This is a genomic window from Hyphomonas sp. NPDC076881 (genome assembly GCF_050269995.1).
Lineage (GTDB): Bacteria > Pseudomonadota > Alphaproteobacteria > Caulobacterales > Hyphomonadaceae > Hyphomonas.
Genome location: NZ_JBNNJJ010000002.1, coordinates 191,681 through 215,714, shown reverse-complemented (window position 1 = coordinate 215,714; position 24,034 = coordinate 191,681). Strand labels below are relative to the sequence as shown.

The following is a 24,034-nucleotide window of genomic DNA, read 5'->3' as shown; positions in this document are numbered from 1 at the left end:
CTTCAGAAGTTTGCGTCCGCCTGCAGGCGGGCGTCGAGTTTGATGGAATCCATCTCCGATCCCGGCGGGCCGATGCGATCGACCGAGGGATCAAACAGTTTGCCCTCAAGTGTGTCGGGGCCCGCCGTAAATTCGAAATCGCGCAAGCCCGAGAAAGGCATGTCGGGATGAAATTCCGGCTCGCCGCCGGGAGACAGAGACCAGAATTGCGAGAACCCGCCCTCATCGCTACGGATGACGCAGGTCTGCGGCGTCTCGCACAGCGCGCTGCCTGTCATCGGCACCGACTTGTCGGGGCGGCCACGCAGGATAAGCCAGGAATTCACCAGCCGGCCGCTGCGGTCCATTGCGACGCGGATCTGCACGGTGTCTTCGCCGTTCGGATAGGAGGCTGTGCCGACATAGCGGGCGATACGGCTCGGTGCCGTGGGCAAGGCGCCGACACGTTCGTTGCCCCAGTAGACCAGCTTGCCATGCTGGGCGAGCAGGAAGGCATCGATGTACTCGCGCTGGTTCTCGTTGCCCCCGTTGGACTGAACCACGACGACGTCTGCGCGGCTGAAATCAAGTGCCGCATCGCTTCCGGCCGCGAACGCGGCTTCGCGCAGCTTGTCTCGGCCTTCGGCTTCGGGGAGCTGTGTCGAGGAAAGGTCCGTGACCAGGACGACACGCGGCACGCCCAGGTCGGAATTAATGACCCGGCCGGAGGCGCGGATGCTCTGGAAGGCGCTTATCTCGTTGACCTTGCCGGTCTGCGGACTGGCCGGACCTTTTGCCGAGCGGGCAGCATTCTGCAATGAGCCGACGAGCTTGGCTATGAAGTCCTCTGAATCATTTCGTATCTGTTGCTGGACACCGCCGGTGAAGAAGTCATTCACGGCCGAGCCCTGTTTGCGTGAGTCAATCAGTTCCTGTGGTGAGAGGCCGGGGATGCAACCGGAGAAGACCCTGTAACTGGCCGAGCCGTCGGTGGGCAGGATGTGGATCGAAATGCGCTCGCGATAGTCGCTGGTGCCGGAGGAAAGCGCACGGTCGGGATCGGCGAAGGTGAGCACCACGTCGCGAATACGCCCGTTCAGACCGACGAAGTCTGCCGGCGTCTCGGTCTTTGACAGGACTTTCTCGTCGATCATCACATAAGTATGACGCAGCGCCGGGTCGAGACCATCGACGGCGCAGAAGGTTTCGGCCCTGAGTTCGCTACCTGCCGAGAGACCGGAGGCGGAAGGCGCTGACGGCGCACCGCACGCGGAGGCGATGAGGCAGGTTGCCAGTGCGGTTGGGATTATCTGCCGTGTCCGGATCATTTATCGCTCCACAGAAGCTGAGGATTCATCGAAGCATAGCTTGAGAGTTTGACATTCTCGGAGTCGATGGACGCCCCGGCGACAGAATGCCGTTTCTCGAACGCGAAGTTAGGCTGGCGCTTTGCAATCGTATCGATCAGGGCTTGCTTGTACTGACTGAGGACGCCTGCAACTTCGCTGTCCTTGCCTTCAATCGCCTTGATATTGCTCCGCAGGTTGGCGTGGCCGGGCAGGTTGGACATCTGCGATGTGATGCGCTGGACATCCTCCTCTTTTTCCTTCTTGCTGCGATCAAGATCAGCAAGTTTGGCGACCACTTCGCGCTTGTTCAGCGCGTCCCACTTGTCCTGAAGCTTCTTCAGCCTACGCGCCTTGTCGGAGAAATCCGGGTTGGGATCGTGCAGCAGGAATGTCAGGCCGACACCGATCAGGAACACAACCATGTTCCCCCCCAGGAGGCCGCCGGTCTGCGCGAGAATGTTCGGCGGCGACCGGCCAAGGATGATCGCCTGTTCGGCCAGCGGCAGGAGGTATTGGTAACGGGCATAGGCGACAACGCCGAGCGCAACCATGAGAAGGACAGAGCCGATGGACCAGAGGGGCCAGCCGGCGCGGTTGGAGCGCTCATCGTCAGACCGCATAAAAAAGCTGAACTGCCGGATGAAGCGTCCGATCAGATGCGCCGCAATGGCGATACCGATACCGACGATGATGGTCACGCCGAGAGCCTGGAAATCTGACTGGATGATCGGTGCGCGGCGGAAGCTCTCGAAGTTCAGCAGACCTTCCGGGATCATGATCAGTGGCAGCAGGAGGCCCCACTCGATGTAGTGGTTGGGCACTTTCGCATCACGACCGCCTTCGCGGACGCGCAGACGATCATGTTCCGTTTCGACCTGATCAAGGCTTTTGATGAGGGGTCCGTGCTTGGAGCGGAAGGCGGAATGGATTTCAGCCTGCCGGCGGGCTCGATGGCGCTTGCCCTCGTCAAGTTTGACACGCTCGACAATACCGGGTGTTCCCTTGCCGACAGTGATGTCGCTGGCAATGTTTTCACAGGCCGAAATCGCGGCGGAGCGGCGGGAAGCGATGTGGGATTGGTACCAGGAGAGCATGGCCGGCGTGAGGTTCGCTGACGGCGCTTCGCTGTCGGCCTCTGTCGTGATCGCGATCTCACGCAGAGCGCCTTCATGCTGGGCCCGGTCCATGAGGGACTGTGTCAGCTGAGGCAAATCCAACTCGGCATAGGCCTGAACTGCAGGATCAAGATTAATTTCCGCCACCGTCTATGCTCCGCTTTTCAATTCTGAATTCAGTTGGATTCGATTTCGCCAACCCGCCGGTTGGCAGGATCAATGAAGATCTTGCGCTGTGGCTTGATCTGGATCGTGGTTTTTGTGTTGCCGGTTTCGACGCCGCTGCTGTCCTTTCCGGGATCAATTGCCGTCTTGGTACCAGCTGTGCCATCAACACCGTTCTTGTCGTCTGTCGGGAAGACCGTTTGTTTACCCACTACGACTTCGACGGCCTCGTAGCCCTTCTTGAAGTCGAGCTGCTTCTTGCATTTGCTTGTTTCTTTGGCCGTCTTGCCCTGACAGAGCATTTCGACCTGCTGGTCGGCGAGCCACACGGCTACAGGCTCAGGCTTGGCGGCGAATAGGAATTCGATGCGGCGGTTCTGTCCCCAGGCGACCTCGTTGGAGCCGGCAGCGAGCGGCATGTCCTCCCCAAAACCGATGCGCCAGACGCTTGCAACATTCACACCATAGCCGAGGATCGCTTCAGCGAGCGCGTTGGCGCGGTCAATCGAGAGGTTCTGATTGTAAGCGCTCTCGCCGCGTTCATCAGCATGGCCGGCCACGAAGACGACGACATCCGGCAGCTCATGCTGAAGGTTTTCGGCGACGATGCGGGCGACCCCCCAAGCTTCGGGGCGCAGCCTGCTGGAGTCCGTGTCAAAAAACACGCGCTCGGGAAACACGACGCGCAGCAAGGGGATGCGTACGCCGATATTCTGGGGCAGACGGTCAGCAGCGATCGTGGCGTCGTAGAATTGCGGCTCGGCGCCGAGCGTCAATTCGCTGATACGTTGTAGGCGTTTGATACGGTCGCAATGCTCAACCTCAACCATGTCGCGCCAGTCCATCAGCCCCGATGAGCTGGCAGCGTTCAGGTATTCAAGGCAGTCGGCAGGGGCGTAGGCGCGCCGCATCGGCTCAGCAACTCCGGCTTGCGCCGAAATTCCAAACACAAGCGCAAGCAAACCCAGCAATCGAAACGCCATCGATTTTCCCCTACAGGTAAGGTTAACTGCCCGGGCGTGATCGTGCAAGTTGCTTTTGCCCACCGGGTGCATTGGGGTCTACGCAGCGCGCTGCGGTCACGGCGAGCCTAAGCATTTCGCTTGCACCATCCACTGGCCTCCGATGTGTCACACGCGACGGTAACTCCAAAAGCGCGGGGGAGCATTTTATCTAAAAATAACAACGATATAACAGTGTCGTTCAATATATGGCGGTGCTGTCAGACAAACTCGAACCGGTCTCCGGAAATCGCGGGCGAGCCGGCGTCAGGCAATAAGAAGCTCTCGCCATTCGCTATCTCCCTCCTCAACCGGGGTTCCTTTGACAATATCCTGCGCGGCGAGGCCGCCTCCATCAGCGACCCGAAGAATGTAATCCTTTCAGGATCCAGTCGCGTGTGTCTTTCGGGTCAATAACGGCATCGATTTCCAGAAGCGACGCAACGTTCAGCGCGCTCCCGGCTTCGTATGCCTTCTGCACAAGCTTATCGACTAGGATCTGACGCGCGGCGAAGTTTGGTTCAGCATCGAGCTCTTTCTTGTAGCCCAGCTCGACGCTGCCCTCGAGGCCCATGGCACCGAATTCGCCGGTCGGCCAGGCAATCGAGAACAATGGTGCCGCGAAGCTCCCGCCTGCCATGGCCTGTGACCCGATACCATAGCCCTTGCGCAAGCAAACAAAGAAGATCGGGGTCTGAATATTTGCCCCGGCGGCCATGAACCGGCATGCCTGACGAACACCCCCATCCCGTTCACTCTCGGGCCCGACCATAAAGCCCGGTGTGTCGCAGAGTGATAGAACAGGCAAATTAAACCGTCCACAGAGGGTGAAAAAGTCCGCCCCCTTCTCTGAAGCGCGAGCATCGATGGCTCCACCGAGATGCATTGGATTGTTGGCGATCAGCCCCATGGCGCGCCCTCCCACGCGCAGAAATCCCGCTACGAGCCCGGCCGCAAAGTCTCGTCTGATTTCGAGGAAACTCCCTTCATCTGCGATGAGTCTAATTACGGACCTTATATCATAGACACGCTTACGGTTCTCGGGAATTGCATGACGCAGAAGACGCTGATCGCCTGCGCGCCCACTGTCAAGTTCGCCTTGAAAATAAGACAGAATCTGCCGAGCTTTCAGGGTCGCGTCTACTTCATCATCGGCAAGGACATCGACCAGTCCGTTTTTCGCTTGGACAGACGCAGGACCTAGTTCTTTGGGACTAAAAGTCCCCAAGCCGCCCGCTTCCACCATGGCTGGCCCACCCAAGCCGATCCATGAATTGCGCGCTGCGATGCGGATGTCGCAGGTACCGTAGATCGCCGCATTGCCGGCGAAACAGAAGCCCGAATTCACGCCAATGCGCGGTGCATGTAGCTTTGCAAATTCGTTGAATGTCGTAATGTTAAGAGCGCTACTGACGATGTGCGCAAAATCATCGTCATTCGGACGTCCACCGCCACCTTCGGTATAATAGACTACCGGAAGGTCTTGTTCGTGTGCGACCTCGATGAGACGGTCAGATTTCTTGTGGCCAAAGATGCCCTGCGTTCCCGCCATGACAGTGGCGTCGTAGGCCAGCACTGCGACGCGAGCGCGCTCACCGAACTTATCGCCATTGACGGTGCCGATGCCCGTCACAATCCCATCAGCTGGTGAGCTGCCGACGAGATCGTCAACACCACGTTTGCGCCGCTGACCGGCGATAACCAGCTGGCCATATTCAACGAAGGAACCGGGATCGCAAAGATCAGCAACATTTTCCCGTGCTGTACGTTGTCCGCGTGAACGACGGCGCTCTACAGCCTCAGGACGAGCTTCATCCAGTGTCAGCGAGATGCGGTCACGCAACGCCGAAAGATCGGGACGAATATAATCTGGGTCGACCGCAGACTTCTCAGTTCCGCCTGTACCCGTACCTTCGCATTCTTCCACTAGCAAAACGGGCTGGTGAGCCCCGACGACCTCGCCAGCACTTACCAGCACACGGAGAATTCGGCCGGCGGTGGCGGCACGCACTTCGTGCTGCATCTTCATCGCCTCAATGACCGCCAATTCGTCGCCGACATCATAGGTATCACCTTCAGCAACCGCTATGGATGTGACCAATGCCTGAATCGGTGCCAGGATCGGAACCGCCCCCTCCGGGAAATCCTCCTGTTCGTGACGATCCTCACCCTGAGAGGACGCAACGTCAGCAAAGAATCGTTTTCGCAGAACGGCGCCGTCAGAAGACAACTCACGTATTAGCTCGCCAATGCTGCGGATGGAAAAGCTCCACTCGCGAACTTCCGGTGAGCCCAGCAAGCCGCTCAGAAGGCTGATGTTCGTTCCGAAACCGGAGACATGGAATTCTTCAAGTGCGCGGCATGCCTTTTCAAGGACGGGACGCAGCTCCCCACCCCTGGAGTGAACAATGAGTTTTGCAAGCAGCGAGTCGAAATTGGGGTTTGTCCGGTAGCCCGTATATCCGTAGGTGTCGACCCGGACGCCAGGACCGCCAGGAGGCTGAAAGACCGACAGAACCCCGCCGGTTGGTACAATATCGCCGGCCTCCGAAACTGTCTCAGCATTGATCCTCAATTGCACGGCATAGCCTGCCGGCGAGCCGATGGTCGCCTGATCGAGCCCCAGTTCCCGCAGCGTCTCGCCACCAGCAATACGTAATTGCAACTCGACGAGATCGAGGCCGGTAATTTCCTCGGTGATCGTATGCTCAACCTGGATACGTGGGTTGGTCTCGATAAAGTAGTAGCCTTCATTCCCATGCGCGCCGACATCCACAAGGAACTCGACAGTTCCGAGTCCCTTGTAGCCGCTCGCTTTACCGATCCGCACGGCCGCAGCCAGCAAGCTCTGGCGCACTTCCTCATCCAGGTGCGGCGCTGGAGCCAGCTCTATGATTTTCTGATTACGACGCTGGATCGAGCAATCACGTTCCCAAAGATGAATAACATCGTCGCCATCGCCGAGAATTTGGACTTCGATGTGCCGGACCGAAGGCAGGTATTGTTCCGCATAAAGCGCGTCCTCGCCGAATGCTGCGAGTGCCTCAGCCTTGCAGTGAGCGAATGCGCTTTCAACGCCCGATTCCTCGTGCACAATGCGCATTCCGCGCCCGCCGCCACCATTGACGGACTTGATCATGATTGGACCGCCACCCGCGGCCCGGAAGAATTTTTTTGCTGCAGCAGCGGATTTCAGCTCGTCGATACCACTGATGATGGGCACGCCCGATCGAACGGCAAGGGCACGCGCCGCAACCTTGTCGCCCTGCATCGACATGGTGCCAACACCGGGGCCGATGAATACGAGGCCGCTGGCCTCGCAAGCCGACACGAAGTCCGTACGCTCACTGAGCAAGCCATACCCGGGGTGTATCCCGTCGCAACCGGTTTCCAGTGCAATCCTGACGATCTGGTCGATGTCGAGATAGGCCCGCACGCCGGTACCTTTCAGTTCGACGGCTTCGCTAGCATGGCGAACATGAAGGCATTGCGCGTCATCTGGCGAATGGATCGCAACGGTCTCAATCCCGAGGTCCGACGCGGTACGCGCGATACGGATGGCAATTTCGCCACGGTTGGCGATGAGTATTTTTTTAAGAGTGGAAGGCATGGAGATCAATTGGGCTCGATGAGGTCGGATGCCGTCTGGCGCAGGACTGGTTTCAGAACCTTACCGGTAGCGTTTCTCGGCAACGCCTCGACGGTCAGCAGGTGAGCGGGGATCTTGTACTTTGCCAATTTCGACTGGCAAAATGCATGAAGTTCCTCAAGCGTCAGGGTTTCTTGTGATTTAAGCGCGACGATGGCACACCCAACCTCGCCCCATTTGCTGTCTGGAACACCGATCACGGCAACCTCTGAAATCGTCTCGATGTCGTACAAAATATTCTCAACTTCAGCCGGGTACACATTTTCACCTCCCGAAATATACATGTCCTTCAGGCGGTCTTCGATATAAATGAAGCCCTCCTCATCGATCTTGCCTATGTCTCCCGACCTGAGCCAACCATCGACGAACGCATCTTCATTTGCATCCGGACGGTTCCAATAACCAGGCGTCACATTTGGGCCGCGCCACCAGAGCTCGCCAAGTTCTCCCGGCTCTGCCTGCTGACCATCAACTCGCATTACACGCACTTCGGTGTGCAGTGTCGGCTTGCCTGCAGAACCGATCTTTCTCGGAACGTCACTTTTAGGAAGAAGGCAGCAGCAAGGCGCCTCGGTCATGCCGTACCCTTCCTGGAGGCGCACACCTCTTTCGAACCAGGCAAGCACGAGAGGATCGGGCACTGTCTCCGCCCCGGTTACAGCAAGTTCAAGCCGGGAAAAGTCCGTGGTCTCCATTTGCGGATGCACCAATAGCGCATTGAAAATAGCCGGCACGCCAAGGAAATGCGTTACAGAAATATTGCGATCATTGAATACACGTAGGGTTTCGCCTGCATCGAAGGTGCGTTGTATAATATTGAGGCCACCCGCATATGTTACCGGGAATGTGAATGTATTGATCGCCCCGATGTGAAAGAGCGGCATGGACGCAAGAAAAGTGCTCCGGCTCGTCAGTGCAGCGGCAATACCTGCATTGATCGCAGCAAACAGCATGACTTCATGCGTGATGACGACTCCCTTAGGCCGACCCGTCGTCCCCGATGAGTACATCAACATGCACATATCGCTTACAGACTGGCGCACCCCTTTCTTCAGAAGTGGACTGGCGTCGGCAAGCGCCCGCTCATAGGGCGTATCACCGCCGAGACCATCCGTAATCAGCCAGTGTGATACGTCAGTGATCTCACGCAACTCCTCGACGACACCGGAGAACTCCTGATCGGCAATAATCACATCTGCGCCGGCATCACCGATGATGAATGCCAGCTCCTGCGCCGTCAGCCGATAATTGAGTGCGAGACTGACAGCGCCAAGCCGCCATGTCCCAAATATCATTTCGGTCACATCTGTGGAGTTCATCGCAAGATACCCCACCCTGTCACCGGGCTTTAAACCGAGTTTCGCAAGGTGGGCCGCAACGCGGCCCACCCTTTCATTCATTTCCGTATACGTATAACGGCGTCCACTGGCGAGATCGATCTGCGCGATTGCTTCCGGCGAGATCAGGGCATGACGCTCGATCCAGTCGATCGCTTCCAGTTGTCCTTTACGCCGGATGGCCGGCGCCCCGGAATCCTGCATTGTCGTCTTTGCGGCATCGGCTTCCGGCATGTTTGACTTACGGTTGAACATGTTCACGATCTCTCTGCATTGTCCGCACTAATACTCGTAGGAAATTTCAAGACCGATCCGGCGCCCCTTAGACAAAGGCGAGAACGTACCTGCAGCCGGATAAGCACCAAACGGTTGATTGACGCCATTGCTCAGCGGACCACCGAAGGGCACTTGGGTGTCTCCACCCGCAGTCACCTCATCAAGAAGATTTTTGCCATAGAGCGATACCGACAGACCGTCATACGGCGTGTTCCAGGTGATGTTTGCATCCACCATATCCGCAGCCTGGATCCATCCAAAATTGTTGTCGGAGTATGCAAACTCGTCACGATGCTGGAAGTTGGCACGGCTCACCAGCGATCCCCTGTCTCCCAGGTCGACATCCCAGATAAAGCCGATCCCCCATGTCGTTTCGGGCACACGCGGAAGGGCGAGGGCCTTGTCTGCTGCATCCACCTGACCATCGCCCGAAATATCGAACCTCACCTTGTCATATTGCGCATCGATCAGGCCGATGTTGGCGGTGACAAGGAAATGCTCGGTGAAAGCATAGCGTCCCTCGATCTCCAGCCCAGTGATCCCGGCATCGGCCGTGTTCAGAATAGTCTGCACCACGCCGGCAGCCGGATCGGAGAGGTTGAGCTCTCGCTGCATGTCTTTGATCGAAGTATAGAACAGGGCCCCATTGATTTGTGCCCGGCCATCCTGCGTCTGATGCTTTACGCCGACTTCATAGCTGTCGACCGTTTCCTGATCGAAGGAGCGCGGCTTGTCTGACGGAAAAATTACCTCAAACGCGGCTGGTGCCGTAATGCGGAAGTTATAACCGCCCGAACGGAAGCCACGCGTATAATTCCCGTAAATCTGTGTCGCATCAGCAGGCGTGTACTGAAAACCGACTTTAGGGGTCCAGTTGGACCAGCTGTCGGAATCCGTGAATCCATTATTCTCCGTGGGAATATAAGGGTTCTTTCCGGTCGCCAGACAGGTTCCATCCACAACGGAACACTCTGGGCGTGGACGGATATAGGTAACGGCAACGTCTTTCTCTTCATTCGCATAGCGCAGGCCGAAAATGCCGGTCAACTTGTCGGTCAGGGCGTATTCTATCTGCCCGAAAATACCGTACACGGTATGGTCTTGCGATCCACCACCATAGAATGTGAGCGGGCTGAGCGGCGGAAGGTCACGCACCTCATCATAAGCAACATCCTGATTGAAATAGTAGACGCCGGTCGTAACAGCGGCGCGGCCGAAAGTCCCCGAATAGCGTAGCTCGTTCGATATCTGATCCTGGTTCGTTGCCGCTCCCGCATGGAAGCCAAAGAAAGGCAGTGAATCGATATCGCTCAGAGCTGTGCTTACAAAATCACGGTATCCCAGAATGTTCGTGATCGTCCCGTTGCCAAAATCGACGTCGAGATCGGTGCGCAGCGTCGCAAACCAGGATTCCGTATCCGAATAGCCAGGCGCATCAAGTGCAAGATCAAAACTGTCGCGCTCAAAAAGGCCGCGATTCTGCGCGGCCGGGCCATCGCTGCGGGAGTTGAAATACTCGACTTTGCCGATCATTGTGAACTGATCGGAAGGCAACCATTCTAAGGCCCCTCGCAGGATCGTCGTCTGCGCTTCGCCTTGATTGTCGCCATTGTAGAGGTTCTTAAAATAACCGTCGTCGGTGTTGTAATAGGCACCGAGCTTGCCATTCAGCTTGCCTTCGACGATTGGGCCGGTGACGACTCCCTGCACCGTGGAGTTCGGGCCGCCACGACCATCATCGACAGGCGTCTCGACCGATGCTTTCAGTTTGTATCCGAACTCGTCCCGAGGATTGCCGGTGTTGATCAGGACGGCGCCGCCCGTCGTGTTCCGGCCGAACAGGAGTCCTTGGGGGCCCCTCAGGACTTCGATACTGTCCATATCGAACAGGTCGAAGATAACGCCGTTGTTGATGCCCAGATAAACGCCATCCACAAAAACACCGACGGCAGGATCGATTGACGGAATGGAGGAGTTAATCCCTAGGCCGCGGATCGCGAAATTGGCTGTCCCGCGTGTGGTTCCGACATCGTCCATCGAGACATTGGGTATACTGTAAGATAGATTGGTTAGGTCGCGTGCTTTCAACGCTTCGATCGAGTCCGAGTTAAAGGCCGTGACGGATAGGGGCACATCCTGAATGTTCTCGGCATCCGCCTTTTTGGTCGCCGTGACCGTAACGGTCTGAAGAACGCGCGAAACCGCGTTCTTTTCGTTGTCGCCAGCTTCCTGAGCTGTCGCAGGCATTGCGACAACCAGCACGCTCACGCACGCACATCCACACAGCAGAGATTTAAGAACCATATTTTCCTCCCGGTGTTGACCTCTCGAGGCGATGCCGGAACGGCACCTTTGAACGGGGTCACTATTCCAAAAGGTCTGAACATTTTCTATTTGGTCTGTCAATTGACCCTTTGTTCAAATCCATTGACATTCGGTCGATGTTGACAAAAGTGTCGGTCATGAACGAACTCAGCGCCTTTCCTACCCAAGCCGAATTGTGGGAGATGAAACGCAACGAGATCCTGCGCTGTGCGGCGAGGATCTTCAGCGAGAAAGGCTATGAAGGCACATCCCTGTCCGCCATCGCCTCCGAGCTCGGCGTGACCAAGACCGCGCTCTATCATTATGTGTCGAACAAGAAGCAGTTGCTGGTTGACTGCTACCGCCAGAGCATGGACCGGGCACTGGCAACGACTAACGAAGCTGAAACACGAAATGTCCCCGCCCTCGATAAGCTGAAATATGTGTTGAGGGGCTATGCCATGATGGCGACGTCCGGAGGCTACCAATATCTCTGGCGTGACGTCAGGATCGTACTTGAGAATGACAAGGAAAATTTCCTTCAGGCAGAACGCGACGAAATTGACCGTCGCTTCCGCAGCATTCTGAAAGCCTGCATCGACGAAGGGTCCTTGCGAAAGGATACCGATCCGAAGCTGGCCTATCTTCACATCATCGGCGCTGTAAACTGGATGGCCGTATGGTTCGATCCATCTGGCCCATGGAGCGCTGAATTCGCGTCGGACCAAATGGTCGAGAACGTTCTCCGGGGCTATCTCGCGGACTGAAGGTGGAGGGCGGTAGTCTCAGGCCAGTACAAACCGGTCTCCGGAGTTCGCGGCCGAGTAAGTGTTAAGCGAACCCAGCGTGAACGGAGTACGACATGAGGGAAAGCAGCAGCAACTCATATGTCATGGAGCATGGTCAGCAGTTCTCTGATAATCTGCTCCGCTCTCCTGATGCGGATTGCGTTTGAAAGTCCCTCTCGCCCCGAAAGCTCCAAAACAGCCTGCAGCACATCGTCCGAGTGTCGCATCAGCCCGACGAGATGCTCCCCGCTCGGCCCATACTTTCCCGAAAACCAATTCTTGACTGTCCGCTCGTTGGCGCCGCTCCAGCCCGCCGCGACTTTGATGCGCGCCCGGCTCGTACCGAGCGAACGTTGCAACGCCTCTGTGTTGATTTCTGCTGAGAACTGACCCGGGATTTCCATCGAGAAGTGACCCGCCTTTTGACTATCTTTCGGGTTTCATTTCCGGGTCAAGATGATGCCTTCTCCTTTTTCGATTTCGGTTTCTGCGCCGAGCTGTTCTTGAACCGGAAGCTGTCATTGCCGGTTTCGAGGATGTGGCAGTGATGGGTGAGGCGATCGAGCAGCGCGGTTGTCATTTTCGCATCGCCGAACACGCTGGCCCATTCGCTGAAGCTCAGATTGGTCGTGATGACGACGCTGGTGCGCTCGTAGAGTTTGCTCAGCAGATGGAACAGGAGCGCACCGCCTGATGGGCTGAACGGCAGGTAGCCCAGCTCGTCGAGGATCACGAGATCAGAGTGGATCAGGCGGTTCGCGATCTGACCGGTTCTCCCTTGAGCCTTTTCCTGTTCGAGCGCGTTGACCAGTTCAACGGTTGAGAAGAACCGGACGCGGCGCCGATAGTGCTCGATCGCATGCACGCCGAGCGCCGTTGCGATATGCGTCTTGCCGGTGCCCGGCCCGCCGACCAGGACGATATTGTCGGCCACATCGATAAAGTCACACCGATGAAGCTGGCGGACGAGGGCTTCATTGATCTCGCTGCTGGCAAAGTCGAAGCCCGCAAGGTCGCGGTAAGCGGGGAACCGGGCGCTCTTAAGCTGGTAGGCCACGGACCGCACCTCGCGCTCCGCTGTTTCGGCTTTCAGGAGCTGGGACAGCATCGGGATTGCGGACTCGAACGCGGGCGAGCCCTGAGCCATGAGATCACTGACGGCCTGCGCCATTCCGTGCATCTTCAGACCGCGCAACATGACGACGATCGCGCCGCTGGCTGGATCATGACGCATGACGGGTCTCCCCGGCCGCACGCAGCGTGTCGTAACGATCAACGTTGGCCTGCGGCTCACTGGCCAGGCGCAACGCCTGCGGCGCCGTCACAGGCGGTGTACTGATGGGTTTGCCATCGACCAGCCTGTGCAGCAGATTCAGGATATGGGTCTTGGTCGCAACGCCCGCTTCCAGCGCCATCGACACGGCCGTCAGAACCGCGTCCTCGTCGTGCTGCAGCACCAGCGCCAGGATCTCGACCATTTCCCGGTCACCGCCCGGCGTGCGCAGAAGTTGCTGCTGAAGCCGCCGGAAGTCGTCTGGCAGCTCCAGGAACGGCGCGCCATTGCGCAGCGCCACTATCTTGCGCTGGACCACCGCAAGATAGTGGCGCCAGTCGTAGATTGTTCGCCCGGGACCATCGTGAGATCGCTCAATGACGCGCCGGTGTTCGCACACGACCTGGCCCTCGGCGGCGACGACGAAGTGATCCGGATAGACCCGCAGGCTCACAGGACGATTGGCGAACGACGCCGGGACACTGTAGCGATTGCGTTCCAGATGCACGAGGCAGGTGGGAGAGACCCGCTTGCCATACTCCACGAAGCCATCGAACGGCCGGCCCGCCGGCATCAGGCTGCCCGCTTCATCAGCCCAGGCATCAGCAACAGAACCGGGCTGGGTGCCATGCGGGATGTCCTGCCACAGCGCACGGCATCTCTCCTCAAGCCAGAGGTTCAGGGCGTCCAGACTCTCCGCATGCGGTATAGGCTGCCAGAGTCGATGGCGTGCATCCTGAACGTTCTTTTCGACTTGGCCGCTCGCCAATGGTGCTCGAACCATTGGCGCACCAAGGCGAGCCCCAACCGGCCGCCGGATTGCAGAACTCGGCCTCGAACATGTAATGGCTGACCATCGCCGCAAACCGCGCGTTGACGGTCCGGACCTTGCCGCGTCCGACCTTGTCGATCGCCGTACGCATATTGTCGTAGATCCCGCGCCGCGGCGCGCCGCCCAGCACACGGAACGCATGGTTGTGCGCGTCGAACAGCATCTCATGGGTCTGAAGGATATAGGCGCGCACGAAGAAGGCGCGGCTGTAGCTGAGCTTGAAGTGCGCGACCTGAAGCTTGGTGCAAACACCGTCAATGATCGCCCAGTCCTCGCTCCAGTCGAACTGGAACGCCTCGCCCGGCGCGAACGAGAGCGGCACAAATGTTCCGCGTCCGCTCGTCTGCTGCTGGACGCGGTACTCGTCTTGCCAGGCTCGTGCAAACGCCGCCACACGGCCATACGAGCCGTCATATCCAAGGCTCACCAGATCGGCATGCAACTGCTTGATCGTGCGCTTCTGCTTACGCCGCCGTGTCATCTCCCGCCTCAATCAAGCCGACAGCCGGTCCGCGTAAGGATCTAGCTTGCTCGGCCGGTCCGGCGTCCGGAAACGCGGTTCGACCACTTCGGATCGCAGGTACTTGCGTAGCGTGTTTCTTGAAAGGCCCGTCCGCCGGGAAATCTCCCGGATCGACATCTGGTCGCGGTGATACCACAGCCGGATAACGCTCAATAATGCCATGTCCAACACTCCATGGTCCCCCGCTCGCCAAAGCTCGGGACCGGTTCAAACATGGGTCATTTCTCAGTGGAAATTTGTGCCCTCCCAGGGTCAATTCTCAACGGTAATCAACAACGCGACACGGCTGCGAAAGCCCGCACATCGCGGGGGTTCTTGCTGAAAAGCTGACCTCTGCTCCGGGTGGGAAAATAGCTGGCGGAGAGACAGGGATTCGAACCCTGGAGACGTTGCCGTCTACACACTTTCCAGGCGTGCGCCTTCGACCACTCGGCCACCTCTCCATTCCGCCCGTAAGACGGAAGCGAGCCAGATAACGGATGACCCGCCGCCCCGCAAGCGTGTGATTGCCAGAAAACGCATCAATCCCCATATCCGGGGCCAGAGAAGGAACCCGGCCCATGTTCTTCATGAAGAAAAACCTCGACCTGCCGACCGCCGAAACTGCCCTGAAGGGCCGCGCGGCCGCCATTCCCACGGCAGAGACGCATTTCGTTTCCGGCCGCCCGCTGACGGCTGCGCCGCCTGAAGGCTTTGAAACGGCAATCTTCGGGCTGGGCTGTTTCTGGGGTGCCGAGCGAATCTTCTGGAAAACCCCCGGCGTATGGCTGACCCGTGTGGGCTATGCGGGCGGCGTCACCCCCAACCCCACCTATGAAGAAGTCTGCTCCGGCCGCACCGGCCATACCGAGATCGTGGAGGTGCAGTTCGACCCCAAAGAGGTCAGCTTTGCCGCCCTCGTCAAACTCTTCCTGGAAAACCACGACCCCACCCAAGGCATGCGTCAGGGCAATGACATCGGCACGCAATACCGCTCGGCGATCTACGTCCTCTCCCCCGAGCAGGAGGCGACCGCCAGGGAGATGATTGCCGAATATGAAAAAGCCCTCGCCGTTGCGGGCCACCGGGAAAAGGTCACCAGCGAGGTCAAACCGCTCGATACTGTCTATTTGGCCGAGGACTATCACCAGCAATATCTGGCGAAGAACCCCAACGGCTATTGCGGCATTGGCGGCACTGGCGTCAGCTGTCCCCTGCCCCAGAGGGCCTGACCCTGCACCTTTGAAGTTTCAGATCAGGAGCCGAAGTTCAGTGAGAAACGCTTGCGCGACTCGATCATCGACTGGGCCTTGAACAGGGCGTCAGACGCTGATTGAGCGCGCAGGATCATCGGATCGGCCCGCAGGCCCTCAACCGCCTGAGACAGCTGGGCGATCGCCTCGCGCACGATGTTCTGGTCGAACTGCTTCTCGGCCCGCACGATCAGGGCGCGGCCCAGTTCCAGCCGGGCCTGGATCACCCGGCCGGTATCGGCCGTCTCGCTGGCCGCTTCCAGATGCTTGCGGCGCATGACGATCACCTTGTCGAGGGCCGTCACATCGCCCAGCTCCTCGGCCACGCGCACACCGGAGGCGCAGAAATCTGCCTCGATCTCGGCCCGCAGCGTTGGCGAAATCGGCGGCTCGCCGCCAAGAAGGCTATCCAGATCATTCGCAAGCTGGCGGATCTTCTCGGCGCGGAAGGCCTGCGGATCACTCAGCGCAGGCTGCAATTGCTTGGCAATCAGATAGGCGGCCGCGCGGGCGAGATCATCGTCGCGAACCTTGCGGGCGCCCGGAAGGGCTATGGTAAAGAGGCGGGCTTCCGCCGGAGAGAGACCGCCGCCACGGCTGAGGCCATGCAGTTCCAGCCCCCGCTCACCATTCCCGGCGCGGCTGGCCCAGAGGAACATGTCAGCGTCAGCGGTGGCCATGCGCTTGCGGGCGCGGGCAACCGACCGGCTTTCAAGGCCGCCCTTGATCGGGCCCATCGCCACCAGGCTGAACGGCGCCCCAAAACTGAAAGTGGGCAGATATTGCGACAGGGCCGCCTGCAACCATTTGCCGGCCGTGCGGTCCTTGACGGGCGGGGCAATCAGGATGCGGAAACCCGGCGCCTTGCTGAGGCGCGCGGCGCGGGCCTTGCCCTCATTCGAGAGTGTGTTGATGGCGCGGCTTGCCAGCCGCAATACCCAGGCGAGCACAAGCAAGGCAGTTACAACGGCCATGGCCGCGCCAAACAGCATTAACCAGTCGGCGCCCGGCACATGCGTCATGAGCCAGGTTTCTGCAGATTTCGCCCACGCTGAGATCGACATCAGAGTTTACCTCATCTGGTTCAAGGCGATACGTTTCCTGCCAGTTTCTTGCAACAGGGAAACACCGCTACAAGCCGCCGATGCCCGACTATATCACGCGATTTGCCCCCTCGCCCACTGGCCGCCTTCATCTTGGGCATGCCGTGTCGGCTTTCAATGTCTGGGCTGCTGCAGCCGAGGCAGGCGGCAAGGTTTATCTCAGAATTGAGGACATTGACCAAACCCGCTGCCGGCCCGAATACGAAGCTGGCATCCTGGAAGACCTCTCCTGGCTGGGCCTTGACTGGGAGGGGCCGGTGCGGCGGCAATCGGATCATTTTTCCGGCTACCGTGCCGATCTGGACACACTTCAGGCCCGCGGCCTCATCTATCGCTGCTTCCGCACCCGGCGCGAAATTGCCGCCAGCCTGCCCGCCGGGGCAGACCCGGACGAGGCGGGCTTTGTCAGCCGCCCGCTTTCGCCGTTTGATGAGGCCGAACGGCTCTCCCACAACGCGGCTTTCGCCTGGCGCCTGTCTCTGGAAGCGGCGCGATCTGCCCTGGGCGCGCGCTGGGAGACGCTCTCCTACCGGGAACAGACCGCCGGGGGCATAAGGCACGTACCCGCCGACCCGTCGCGTTTCGGAGATGTCGTGCTCGCCCGCAAGGATACCCCGGCCAGCTACCACCTCGCCTGCTGCCATGATGACGCCCTGCAGGGCATCAGCCATGTCATCCGGGGGGAGGACCTGCGCGAAGTAACGGCCGTTCACGCCCTGCTTCAGGCCCTCATGGGTTGGCCTCAGCCTGTCTACCGCTTCCACCCGCTGCTTCTGGGCGCGGACGGAAAGAAGCTTTCCAAGCGCAATGCTGATAAAAGTCTGGCCGAGTACCGCGCCGAGGGGATGACGCCGGAAGATATTCGGGCCATGACAGCGCCCGCATGACACAAACTCCTCTGGCCGCTGCGCCCACTCCCGTTTCCCTGCCCCCTGCGCGCAGCTGGCTTGGCCCGCTTATGGTGCTTGGCGGTGGCGTTGCCATCGGCTTTGCGCCCATCGGCCTGCGCATCGGCATCCAGGAATTCGGCAACGAGCTTGGCCCCCAGGCCATCGCCATGTGGCGCTATATCTTTGCCACGCCGATCCTGTTCGCCCTGGTGCTGCTGATCCACCGCCGCCTGCCCCGGCCCCCGAACACCTTCATCCTGCTGGCGGGCACCTTCTTCGCCATCGACATCGCCCTGTGGCACTGGGCCCTGACGATGACGAGCGTTTCCAACGCCACCTTCATCGTCAATCTGGGCAATATTGGCGTCGGGGTGGTTGCCTGGCTGTTCCTGAAGGAGCGCCCCGGCATGCACTGGTTTGTCGCCGCAGCGCTGGCCATTGCCGGAGCCGCGGCCCTCTCCCTTGGCGGCAAGGCGCTGCACACTGGCGGCCTCAAGGGCGATCTCTTTGCGCTCGGCGCAGCCTGTTTCGTCGCCGGCTACATGATGTTTTCCAAGCTTGGCCGCCGCAATCTCAGCGGCATCGAAGCCATCTTCTGGCTGAGCGTGGTGGAATCGGTTGTCGCCTTCCTGATTGTGAACCTGGCGGGCGAGCGGGTGCTGCCGGTGACCGCAAATGGCTTCATCGTGCCGCTGGTCCTCGCCCTCGTCGCACATGTCATGGGTCAGGGCCTGATCGTGTCCGGGCTCGGCTGGACCAATACCGCCGTTGCGGGAATCCTCGTGCTGGCCCAGCCCGTAGTCGCCGCGGCGATCGCCTGGAGGCTGTTTGATGAGCCGCTGACAGCGCTGCAGGCGGCAGGCGCAGCCACGATCCTCGTCGCCGTCTGGCTGGCGCAGCGCGAAAGAACGCCGCGCCCGGCATAACATCTCGCAACTGTCATATGTTTGGGCTAAGCGCGAGGAATGTGATCATCGCCTGAAGGAGCCGCTCATGCGCCTCGCCATTGTTGCCCTTGTCTCCACACTTGCCCTCGCCGCCGCCTGCGCTGCTGCGGTCGCCACCAGCGCCGCACCGTCCACCCGCGCCTCTTCCGGAAACAAGCCGATCCTGCCCATCCAGGCCGATGACGGGTATTACAAATCCGCCGCCACCACCGTTGACACCCGCATCGCCGAGCGCGGCCTCAAGCCGGCCAGGAATGTGATTCTCTTCATTGGCGATGGCATGGGCATCTCCACCATCACGGCCGCGCGCATCTATGCCGGCCAGTCTGCCGGTGTGGATGGGGAAAGCTTCCACCTCGCGATGGAAACCCTGCCCTGGTCGGCGCTCTCCAAGACCTACAGCCACGACTATCAGGTGGCGGACTCGGCGGCGACCGCCACCGCGATGAGCTCCGGCCTGAAAACCAAATCCGGCTTCCTGGGCGTCTCCAGCGCCGCCAACTATGGCAATTGCGCCAGCGTGCCGGGCACCGAAGCCGATACGCTGTTCGAGATCGCCCAGCGCTCAGGCCTGGCCACCGGCCTCATCTCTACCGCCCGCATCACCCACGCCACGCCGGGCGCTGCCTATGCCAAGGTGCCCCATCGCAACTGGGAAGCCGACAGCGACATGCGCGGAGCGTCTTCCGACACCTGCAAGGATATTGCCCGCCAGTTGATCGAAGGCGCGGCCAGCGACTTTGACGTGATCCTCGGCGGCGGCCGCTCCAAATTCCTGCCCAAGGAAACGCCCGACCCGGAATATACCGACCAGACCGGCGACCGCGCCGATGGCCGCAACCTTATGGAAGAATGGGCCGCCAAAGGCGGCGCGCGCGTGACAATGGTTGACCGCGCCGGCTTTGACGCGGCGGACTTCACCTCCAATGTCAAAGTGCTTGGCCTCTTCGAGCCCTCCCACATGCAATACGAACTCGACCGCGAGCAGGACAAGGCCGGCGAGCCTTCGCTCGAGGAAATGACCCGCGCCGCCATCACCCGCCTTTCTCAGAACCCGGACGGTTTCGTGATGATGGTGGAAGGCGGCCGCATCGACCATGCCCACCATGCGGGCAATGCCATCCGCGCGCTGGAAGATACCCTCGCCTTTGATGCGGCCATCGCTGCCGCGCTGGAAATGACCAGCCGCGAAGACACGCTGATCATCGTCACCGCTGACCATTCCCACACCCTGACGATCAACGGTTATCCCCAGCGCGGCAATCCGATCCTCGGGCTCGTCACCGCAGGCACATCGGCCGAAGGCGGATCGCTCGGCGCAGACGGGATGCCCTACACCACCCTCTCCTACGCCAACGGCCCCGGCGCCTGCCGCGAAACCGGCACCGATGCCGAGGGCAAGCCGGTCTTTGATTGCAAGCGCTATGACCTCACCAATGTCGACACGATGGCCGCGGACTTCCGCCAGCAATCCCTCGTGCCGCTGTATTCGGAAACCCATGGCGGGGAAGACGTTGCCGCCTTTGCCTCGGGCCCCGGCGCAAACCTTGTCTCCGGCGTGATCGAGCAGAACGAACTCTTCCACATCATGGGCCGCGCCATCGGCCTGATCCCGGCGCCGGACGCAGACTAAATCCGGCCCGCAGAAGACAAATAGAACGAGCAGAAACCCCATGCCGTCTCCTCAGTCTCTGGCTATTCTGTTTGCGCCCATCCTCCTGCTCCTTCTCTCCTGCGCCAGCCGTGAGACCGGCGCACGGGCGGCGCCAGCGCTCCACCCAGTTACCCGCGACTATACCGATCCCACCAATAACCGGCTCATTCCCACCGTGCTGTTTGGCACCGGGGCCGGAGATCCGAAGCCTCTTGCCATCCTTGCACACGGCTATGGGAATCTGGGCACTGACTATTCATTCCTCACGGGCGAGTTGGTCAGCATGGGATATGTGGTCGCCGCGCCGCAGTTTGATCTGCCGGACGACCCTCCCCTTGCTCGCGATGGAGACATCGTAGCAGGCCGTATGCCTGCCTGGGAACGTGGAGCCTCTGGTATTCTTCAAGTGGCACAGGCTCTGCGGCAGGAGGGGGTTGCAAGTGAAACGCCCATCCTCCTGGTGGGACATTCCAATGGCGGGGATATCGCCATGCTCCTGGTGAAACGACACCCGGAGGCCGCCGCCGCTGTGTTCACCCTCGACAACCGGCGGATGGCCCTCCCCCGGACCGCTCTGACGCGCGTCTGTTCCCTTAGGTCTTCGGATTTCCCTGCTGAGCCCGGCGTGCTGCCCACTGCTGCAGAGCAGACCGAGTTCAACATGCTGATCCGGAAGGCGGACAATCTGCGCCATGATGAAATGTGGGATGGCGCAAACGCCGCTCAAAAAGCGATGATGATTGGCACACTGCGCGATTGTCTCGACCGTTGATCAACCCGCCCCTCAGCGGCCAGCGGGGCGCAGGGCGCCGCTGGCCAGCACGGGTACCAGATATGCCAGGGCCAGCGCCGTGCGGGCGCCCGCCAAATATGGAGGGCTGATCCCCTCCCCTCGCGTCACTCTGGCCAAAACGCCTGCCTTGCGCGACACTTGGCACAAACAAGAAGACCGGGAGGAAACCAGACCATGAAAGCCGCCGTGATGCGGGCGCCGAAAGCGCCATTGTCGATTGAAGACGTGACGATCTCCAAGCCGGGACCGCGCGAAGTGCTGGTCCGGCTGAAGGCCATCGGCGTTTGCCATTCTGACGTTCACTTCTGGGACGGCGCCTTCCCGGCCGAACTACCCGTGATCCTCGGCCATGAAAGCGCCGGCGTGGTCGAACAGGTCGGCTCGATGGTCACGGCCGTCAAACCCGGCGACCATGTAATCTCGATTCTCTCGCCCTTCTGCGGCACCTGCGAGTATTGCCTCACCGGGCATATGTCCGTCTGCCACACGGTGAACCGCGAGCTGTTCCAGCGCAGCGTCACCGAACATCCGCGCCTCTCCATCGGCGGGGAAAAGGTCGGCCAGTTCCTGAACCTCTCCTCCTTTGCCGAACAGATCCTGGTGCATGAGAACACCCTTTGCGCCATCGACAAGGACATGCCGATGGACCGCGCCTGCCTGATCGGCTGCGGCGTGATCACCGGGGTGGGCTCGGTCTTCCATTCGGCCCAGGTGGAGCCGGGCTCGACCGTCGCCGTGATCGGTTGCGGCGGGGTTGGCCTTGCCGCCATCAACGGCGCCGCGATTGCCGGGGCCAGCCGCATCATCGCGGTGGATCTGTCGGACCAGAAACTCCAGCTCGCCACGCGCTTTGGCGCAACGGATGTGGTCAACCCCTCCAAGGGCAACGCCATCGAGGCAGTGAAGGAGCTGACCAAAGGCGGCGTCCACTATTCCTTCGAATGCGTCGGCGCCAAGCAGACCGCCGAGATGGCCTATCACATGCTGCGCCCGCGCGGCGTCGCCACCGTGATCGGCATGATCCCGCCCGGCGTGAACATCGAGATCCCCGGCATCGAGCTTCTCGTCACCGAGAAACGCATTCAGGGCGCCGTGATGGGGTCCAACCGCTTTCGGGTGGACTTCCCGCGCCTCATCGACCTCTACAAGCAGGGCAAGCTCCACCTCGATGACCTGATCTCCGACCGCATCGGCCTTGAGGGTATCACCGGGGCGATGCAGAATCTTCTGGACAACAAGGGTTCGGTCGCCCGCCAGGTGGTTGTCCTGAACTGATCCGTATACTCATGGCGCCATCAGGAAGATAAAATCCTGCGGCGATCCGTCTTTATACGGAAACATTGAACAGCCCCCATACCACTCTCTACGTTGGGGGCTGGTTAGCCGCGCAGAACTGCACGCTAGAGATCTTTCCCCACAGCATCGGCAATGGCGGAGAAACCATCTTCGGCCAGGCAATGGGAAAGCTCCCGCGCAACGCGGGCCGCAATGCCGGGACCATCATACACCATCAGGGAATAAAGCTGCACCGCTGACGCGCCGGCGCGGATCTTGGCATAGGCGTCCCGCCCTGTTGCAATACCGCCCGCGCCAATCAGATCGAACGCGCCTTCCAGCTTGCGGGCAAACTTCAACAAAACTTCCGTAGACGGCTGAAGCAGGGGCGCGCCGGAAAGACCGCCCGCTTCGGACTTGTCTTCACTGCGCAGGCTCGGCGGCCGTGCCAGGGTGGTGTTGGAGATGATGAGGCCGGAAAGCCAGCCCCCTTCGGCGTTCAGCACGCTGCAGATATCGGCGATTGCCTCGCTATCCAGATCCGGCGCCACCTTCAGGAAAACCGGCAGTTCCTTCCGGTCCGCAGCGCCACACCGCGTCAATAGCTGGATCAGAGAAGCGCGGTCCTGCAGGCCGCGCAGGCCCGGCGTGTTGGGCGAGGAGATATTGATGGTGATATAATCGGCATACGGCGCAACTGCCTCAATGCCGGCCACATAGTCGCCAATCCGGTCTTCACTGTCCTTGTTGGCACCCACATTGGCACCAATCGGCACGGCATGGGAGTATTTCTCCAGCCGGCGGACAAAATAATCGAGTCCGAAATTGTTGAACCCCATCCGGTTGATCACGGCGCGGTCTTCACTGAGACGGAAAAGCCGCGGCTTCGGATTTCCCGGTTGGGGCTTTGGGGTGACCGTTCCGCATTCGACAAAACCGAAGCCGAACTTCGCCATCGCCTCGGGAACTTCGCAATTCTTGTCAAAGCCTGCCGCCAACCCGACCGGCGAGCAGAGCCGTAGGCCAGACTTCGGCAACTCCACCCGCGTGGAGACCGGAAGCTGTGGCGCATGCAAGGGAACGCCCGCGCCATATGTCAGCATCCGGAGGGTCAGCGTATGCGCCGTTTCCGGCGGCAACATGCGGGCGATGCGGGCACCGGCTGATGCAATCATTCAGATGTCCTCCGGCAGAAGCGGCGCGCCGTCCGGCCCGGGCTCAAGCCACCAGGCCGCCTGCGCGCGCGCGATTTCAAGGGGCGCATAGAGATGCGGAAAGAGATCGCCGCCCCGGCTTGGCTCCCAGCGCAGCGGCGCAAGCGCCCCGCTGTCAAACTGCAGCAGCTTGACCCGCCCCTTCCCTGAAAAATGCCGCGCGGCCGTTTCCGGCAGCTGCGCGCGCGTGGAAAGATGCACATAGCCATCGGCAATATCGATCGCGCTGACGGTATGGCCGGCCGCTTCGGCGGCACGCCAGTCTTCTTCCGTCAGCAATTTATACACCGGGACATTCTGCATGATGTCTGCTTTTGCAGGCTTTCCGCCGGCAG

18 protein-coding genes, 1 tRNA gene and 1 pseudogene are annotated in these 24,034 nt (G+C 60.1%); 7 read left to right on the top strand and 13 right to left on the bottom strand.

Translation table 11 applies throughout. The annotated features are described in order from the left end of the window. Positions 1-2: 2 nt before the first annotated feature. The 6 genes from ACQKI2_RS02985 to ACQKI2_RS02960 all read right to left on the bottom strand — a co-directional run bounded on the left by ACQKI2_RS02985 (position 3) and on the right by ACQKI2_RS02960 (position 11,139). Positions 3-1,307: a hypothetical protein gene (locus ACQKI2_RS02985; protein ID WP_427378245.1), complete on the bottom strand. Its 1,305-nt coding sequence runs from the start codon at positions 1,305-1,307 to the stop codon at positions 3-5. Next, the gene (locus ACQKI2_RS02980) at positions 1,304-2,590 is read right to left on the bottom strand and encodes a hypothetical protein (RefSeq protein ID WP_427378244.1); all 1,287 of its coding nucleotides are present in this window, start codon (positions 2,588-2,590) and stop codon (positions 1,304-1,306) included. The genes ACQKI2_RS02985 and ACQKI2_RS02980 overlap by 4 nt, the downstream gene beginning before the upstream one ends. Before the next feature lie 29 nt (positions 2,591-2,619). Further along, a complete protein-coding gene (locus tag ACQKI2_RS02975; RefSeq protein ID WP_427378243.1) occupies positions 2,620-3,591 on the bottom strand; it encodes an OmpA family protein in 972 nt (323 codons plus the stop codon). Between the two features lie 373 nt (positions 3,592-3,964). Further along, a complete protein-coding gene (locus ACQKI2_RS02970; protein ID WP_427378242.1) occupies positions 3,965-7,219 on the bottom strand; it encodes a carboxyl transferase domain-containing protein in 3,255 nt (1,084 codons plus the stop codon). Positions 7,220-7,224: 5 nt separating this feature from the next. Further along, positions 7,225-8,850 carry an acyl-CoA synthetase gene (locus ACQKI2_RS02965; RefSeq protein ID WP_427378241.1) on the bottom strand — a complete coding sequence of 542 codons (1,626 nt, stop codon included), beginning with the start codon at positions 8,848-8,850 and terminating at the stop codon, positions 7,225-7,227. A gap of 27 nt (positions 8,851-8,877) precedes the next feature. Further along, positions 8,878-11,139 (bottom strand): TonB-dependent receptor, encoded by a 2,262-nt coding sequence (locus tag ACQKI2_RS02960; protein WP_427378240.1) that lies wholly within the window; start codon positions 11,137-11,139, stop codon positions 8,878-8,880. A gap of 194 nt (positions 11,140-11,333) precedes the next feature. On the opposite strand from ACQKI2_RS02960, the gene ACQKI2_RS02955 reads away from it, so the two are divergent. Continuing rightward, complete coding sequence (locus tag ACQKI2_RS02955; protein ID WP_427378239.1) at positions 11,334-11,942, top strand: TetR/AcrR family transcriptional regulator; 609 nt, start codon at positions 11,334-11,336, stop codon at positions 11,940-11,942. Between the two features lie 116 nt (positions 11,943-12,058). Here ACQKI2_RS02955 and ACQKI2_RS02950 read toward each other — a convergent pair whose 3' ends face one another. The 4 genes and pseudogenes from ACQKI2_RS02950 to ACQKI2_RS02935 form a co-directional block, all read right to left on the bottom strand. Beyond that, positions 12,059-12,367 carry a hypothetical protein gene (locus ACQKI2_RS02950; protein WP_427378238.1) on the bottom strand — a complete coding sequence of 103 codons (309 nt, stop codon included), beginning with the start codon at positions 12,365-12,367 and terminating at the stop codon, positions 12,059-12,061. 47 nt (positions 12,368-12,414) lie between these two features. After that, on the bottom strand, positions 12,415-13,197 hold the full coding sequence (gene istB / locus ACQKI2_RS02945) for an IS21-like element helper ATPase IstB (protein WP_427378237.1): 783 nt from the start codon (positions 13,195-13,197) through the stop codon (positions 12,415-12,417). Further along, positions 13,187-14,753, bottom strand: a pseudogene (istA, locus tag ACQKI2_RS02940) (IS21 family transposase). Before istA ends, istB begins: the two are co-directional and overlap by 11 nt. Positions 14,754-14,946: 193 nt before the next feature. Further along, positions 14,947-15,034, bottom strand: a tRNA-Ser gene (locus ACQKI2_RS02935). Between the two features lie 117 nt (positions 15,035-15,151). On the opposite strand from ACQKI2_RS02935, the gene msrA reads away from it, so the two are divergent. Continuing rightward, positions 15,152-15,802 (top strand): peptide-methionine (S)-S-oxide reductase MsrA, encoded by a 651-nt coding sequence (gene msrA / locus ACQKI2_RS02930; protein WP_427378236.1) that lies wholly within the window; start codon positions 15,152-15,154, stop codon positions 15,800-15,802. A 23-nt stretch (positions 15,803-15,825) separates the two neighbouring features. Here the strand turns inward: msrA and ACQKI2_RS02925 are convergent, their stop codons facing one another. Continuing rightward, positions 15,826-16,887, bottom strand: a complete 1,062-nt coding sequence (locus ACQKI2_RS02925) for a hypothetical protein (protein ID WP_427378235.1) — start codon at positions 16,885-16,887, stop codon at positions 15,826-15,828. Positions 16,888-16,967: 80 nt separating this feature from the next. Between ACQKI2_RS02925 and gluQRS the strand changes: the two genes are divergently transcribed. The 5 genes from gluQRS to ACQKI2_RS02900 all read left to right on the top strand — a co-directional run bounded on the left by gluQRS (position 16,968) and on the right by ACQKI2_RS02900 (position 22,485). Next, positions 16,968-17,813, top strand: coding sequence for a tRNA glutamyl-Q(34) synthetase GluQRS (gene gluQRS, locus ACQKI2_RS02920; RefSeq protein WP_427378234.1), 846 nt, complete (start codon positions 16,968-16,970; stop codon positions 17,811-17,813). Then, positions 17,810-18,742, top strand: a complete 933-nt coding sequence (locus ACQKI2_RS02915) for a DMT family transporter (protein ID WP_427378233.1) — start codon at positions 17,810-17,812, stop codon at positions 18,740-18,742. Before gluQRS ends, ACQKI2_RS02915 begins: the two co-directional genes overlap by 4 nt. Before the next feature lie 67 nt (positions 18,743-18,809). Continuing rightward, positions 18,810-20,396 (top strand): alkaline phosphatase, encoded by a 1,587-nt coding sequence (locus tag ACQKI2_RS02910; protein WP_427378232.1) that lies wholly within the window; start codon positions 18,810-18,812, stop codon positions 20,394-20,396. Positions 20,397-20,436: 40 nt separating this feature from the next. Then, a complete protein-coding gene (locus tag ACQKI2_RS02905; RefSeq protein ID WP_427378231.1) occupies positions 20,437-21,189 on the top strand; it encodes an alpha/beta hydrolase in 753 nt (250 codons plus the stop codon). Positions 21,190-21,384: 195 nt separating this feature from the next. Then, positions 21,385-22,485 carry a Zn-dependent alcohol dehydrogenase gene (locus tag ACQKI2_RS02900; protein ID WP_427378230.1) on the top strand — a complete coding sequence of 367 codons (1,101 nt, stop codon included), beginning with the start codon at positions 21,385-21,387 and terminating at the stop codon, positions 22,483-22,485. Positions 22,486-22,610: 125 nt separating this feature from the next. On the opposite strand, the gene ACQKI2_RS02895 is transcribed toward ACQKI2_RS02900, so the two are convergent. Both ACQKI2_RS02895 and ACQKI2_RS02890 read right to left on the bottom strand, forming a co-directional pair. Beyond that, positions 22,611-23,660: a quinone-dependent dihydroorotate dehydrogenase gene (locus ACQKI2_RS02895; protein WP_427378229.1), complete on the bottom strand. Its 1,050-nt coding sequence runs from the start codon at positions 23,658-23,660 to the stop codon at positions 22,611-22,613. Continuing rightward, a complete protein-coding gene (locus ACQKI2_RS02890; protein ID WP_427378228.1) occupies positions 23,661-24,002 on the bottom strand; it encodes a DUF952 domain-containing protein in 342 nt (113 codons plus the stop codon). Positions 24,003-24,034: the final 32 nt, after the last annotated feature.

Excerpts from the sequence above, each read along its gene's own strand:
- ACQKI2_RS02985 (WP_427378245.1), bottom strand. The coding sequence starts at position 1,307 with ATGATCCGGACACGGCAGATAATCCCAACCGCACTGGCAACCTGCCTC.
- ACQKI2_RS02975 (WP_427378243.1), bottom strand. The coding sequence starts at position 3,591 with ATGGCGTTTCGATTGCTGGGTTTGCTTGCGCTTGTGTTTGGAATTTCG.
- ACQKI2_RS02970 (WP_427378242.1), bottom strand. The coding sequence starts at position 7,219 with ATGCCTTCCACTCTTAAAAAAATACTCATCGCCAACCGTGGCGAAATT.
- ACQKI2_RS02965 (WP_427378241.1), bottom strand. The coding sequence starts at position 8,850 with ATGTTCAACCGTAAGTCAAACATGCCGGAAGCCGATGCCGCAAAGACG.
- ACQKI2_RS02955 (WP_427378239.1), top strand. The coding sequence starts at position 11,334 with ATGAACGAACTCAGCGCCTTTCCTACCCAAGCCGAATTGTGGGAGATG.
- ACQKI2_RS02950 (WP_427378238.1), bottom strand. The coding sequence starts at position 12,367 with ATGGAAATCCCGGGTCAGTTCTCAGCAGAAATCAACACAGAGGCGTTG.
- istB (WP_427378237.1), bottom strand. The coding sequence starts at position 13,197 with ATGCGTCATGATCCAGCCAGCGGCGCGATCGTCGTCATGTTGCGCGGT.
- msrA (WP_427378236.1), top strand. The coding sequence starts at position 15,152 with ATGTTCTTCATGAAGAAAAACCTCGACCTGCCGACCGCCGAAACTGCC.
- ACQKI2_RS02925 (WP_427378235.1), bottom strand. The coding sequence starts at position 16,887 with ATGTCGATCTCAGCGTGGGCGAAATCTGCAGAAACCTGGCTCATGACG.
- gluQRS (WP_427378234.1), top strand. The coding sequence starts at position 16,968 with ATGCCCGACTATATCACGCGATTTGCCCCCTCGCCCACTGGCCGCCTT.
- ACQKI2_RS02915 (WP_427378233.1), top strand. The coding sequence starts at position 17,810 with ATGACACAAACTCCTCTGGCCGCTGCGCCCACTCCCGTTTCCCTGCCC.
- ACQKI2_RS02910 (WP_427378232.1), top strand. The coding sequence starts at position 18,810 with ATGCGCCTCGCCATTGTTGCCCTTGTCTCCACACTTGCCCTCGCCGCC.
- ACQKI2_RS02905 (WP_427378231.1), top strand. The coding sequence starts at position 20,437 with ATGCCGTCTCCTCAGTCTCTGGCTATTCTGTTTGCGCCCATCCTCCTG.
- ACQKI2_RS02900 (WP_427378230.1), top strand. The coding sequence starts at position 21,385 with ATGAAAGCCGCCGTGATGCGGGCGCCGAAAGCGCCATTGTCGATTGAA.
- ACQKI2_RS02895 (WP_427378229.1), bottom strand. The coding sequence starts at position 23,660 with ATGATTGCATCAGCCGGTGCCCGCATCGCCCGCATGTTGCCGCCGGAA.
- ACQKI2_RS02890 (WP_427378228.1), bottom strand. The coding sequence starts at position 24,002 with ATGCAGAATGTCCCGGTGTATAAATTGCTGACGGAAGAAGACTGGCGT.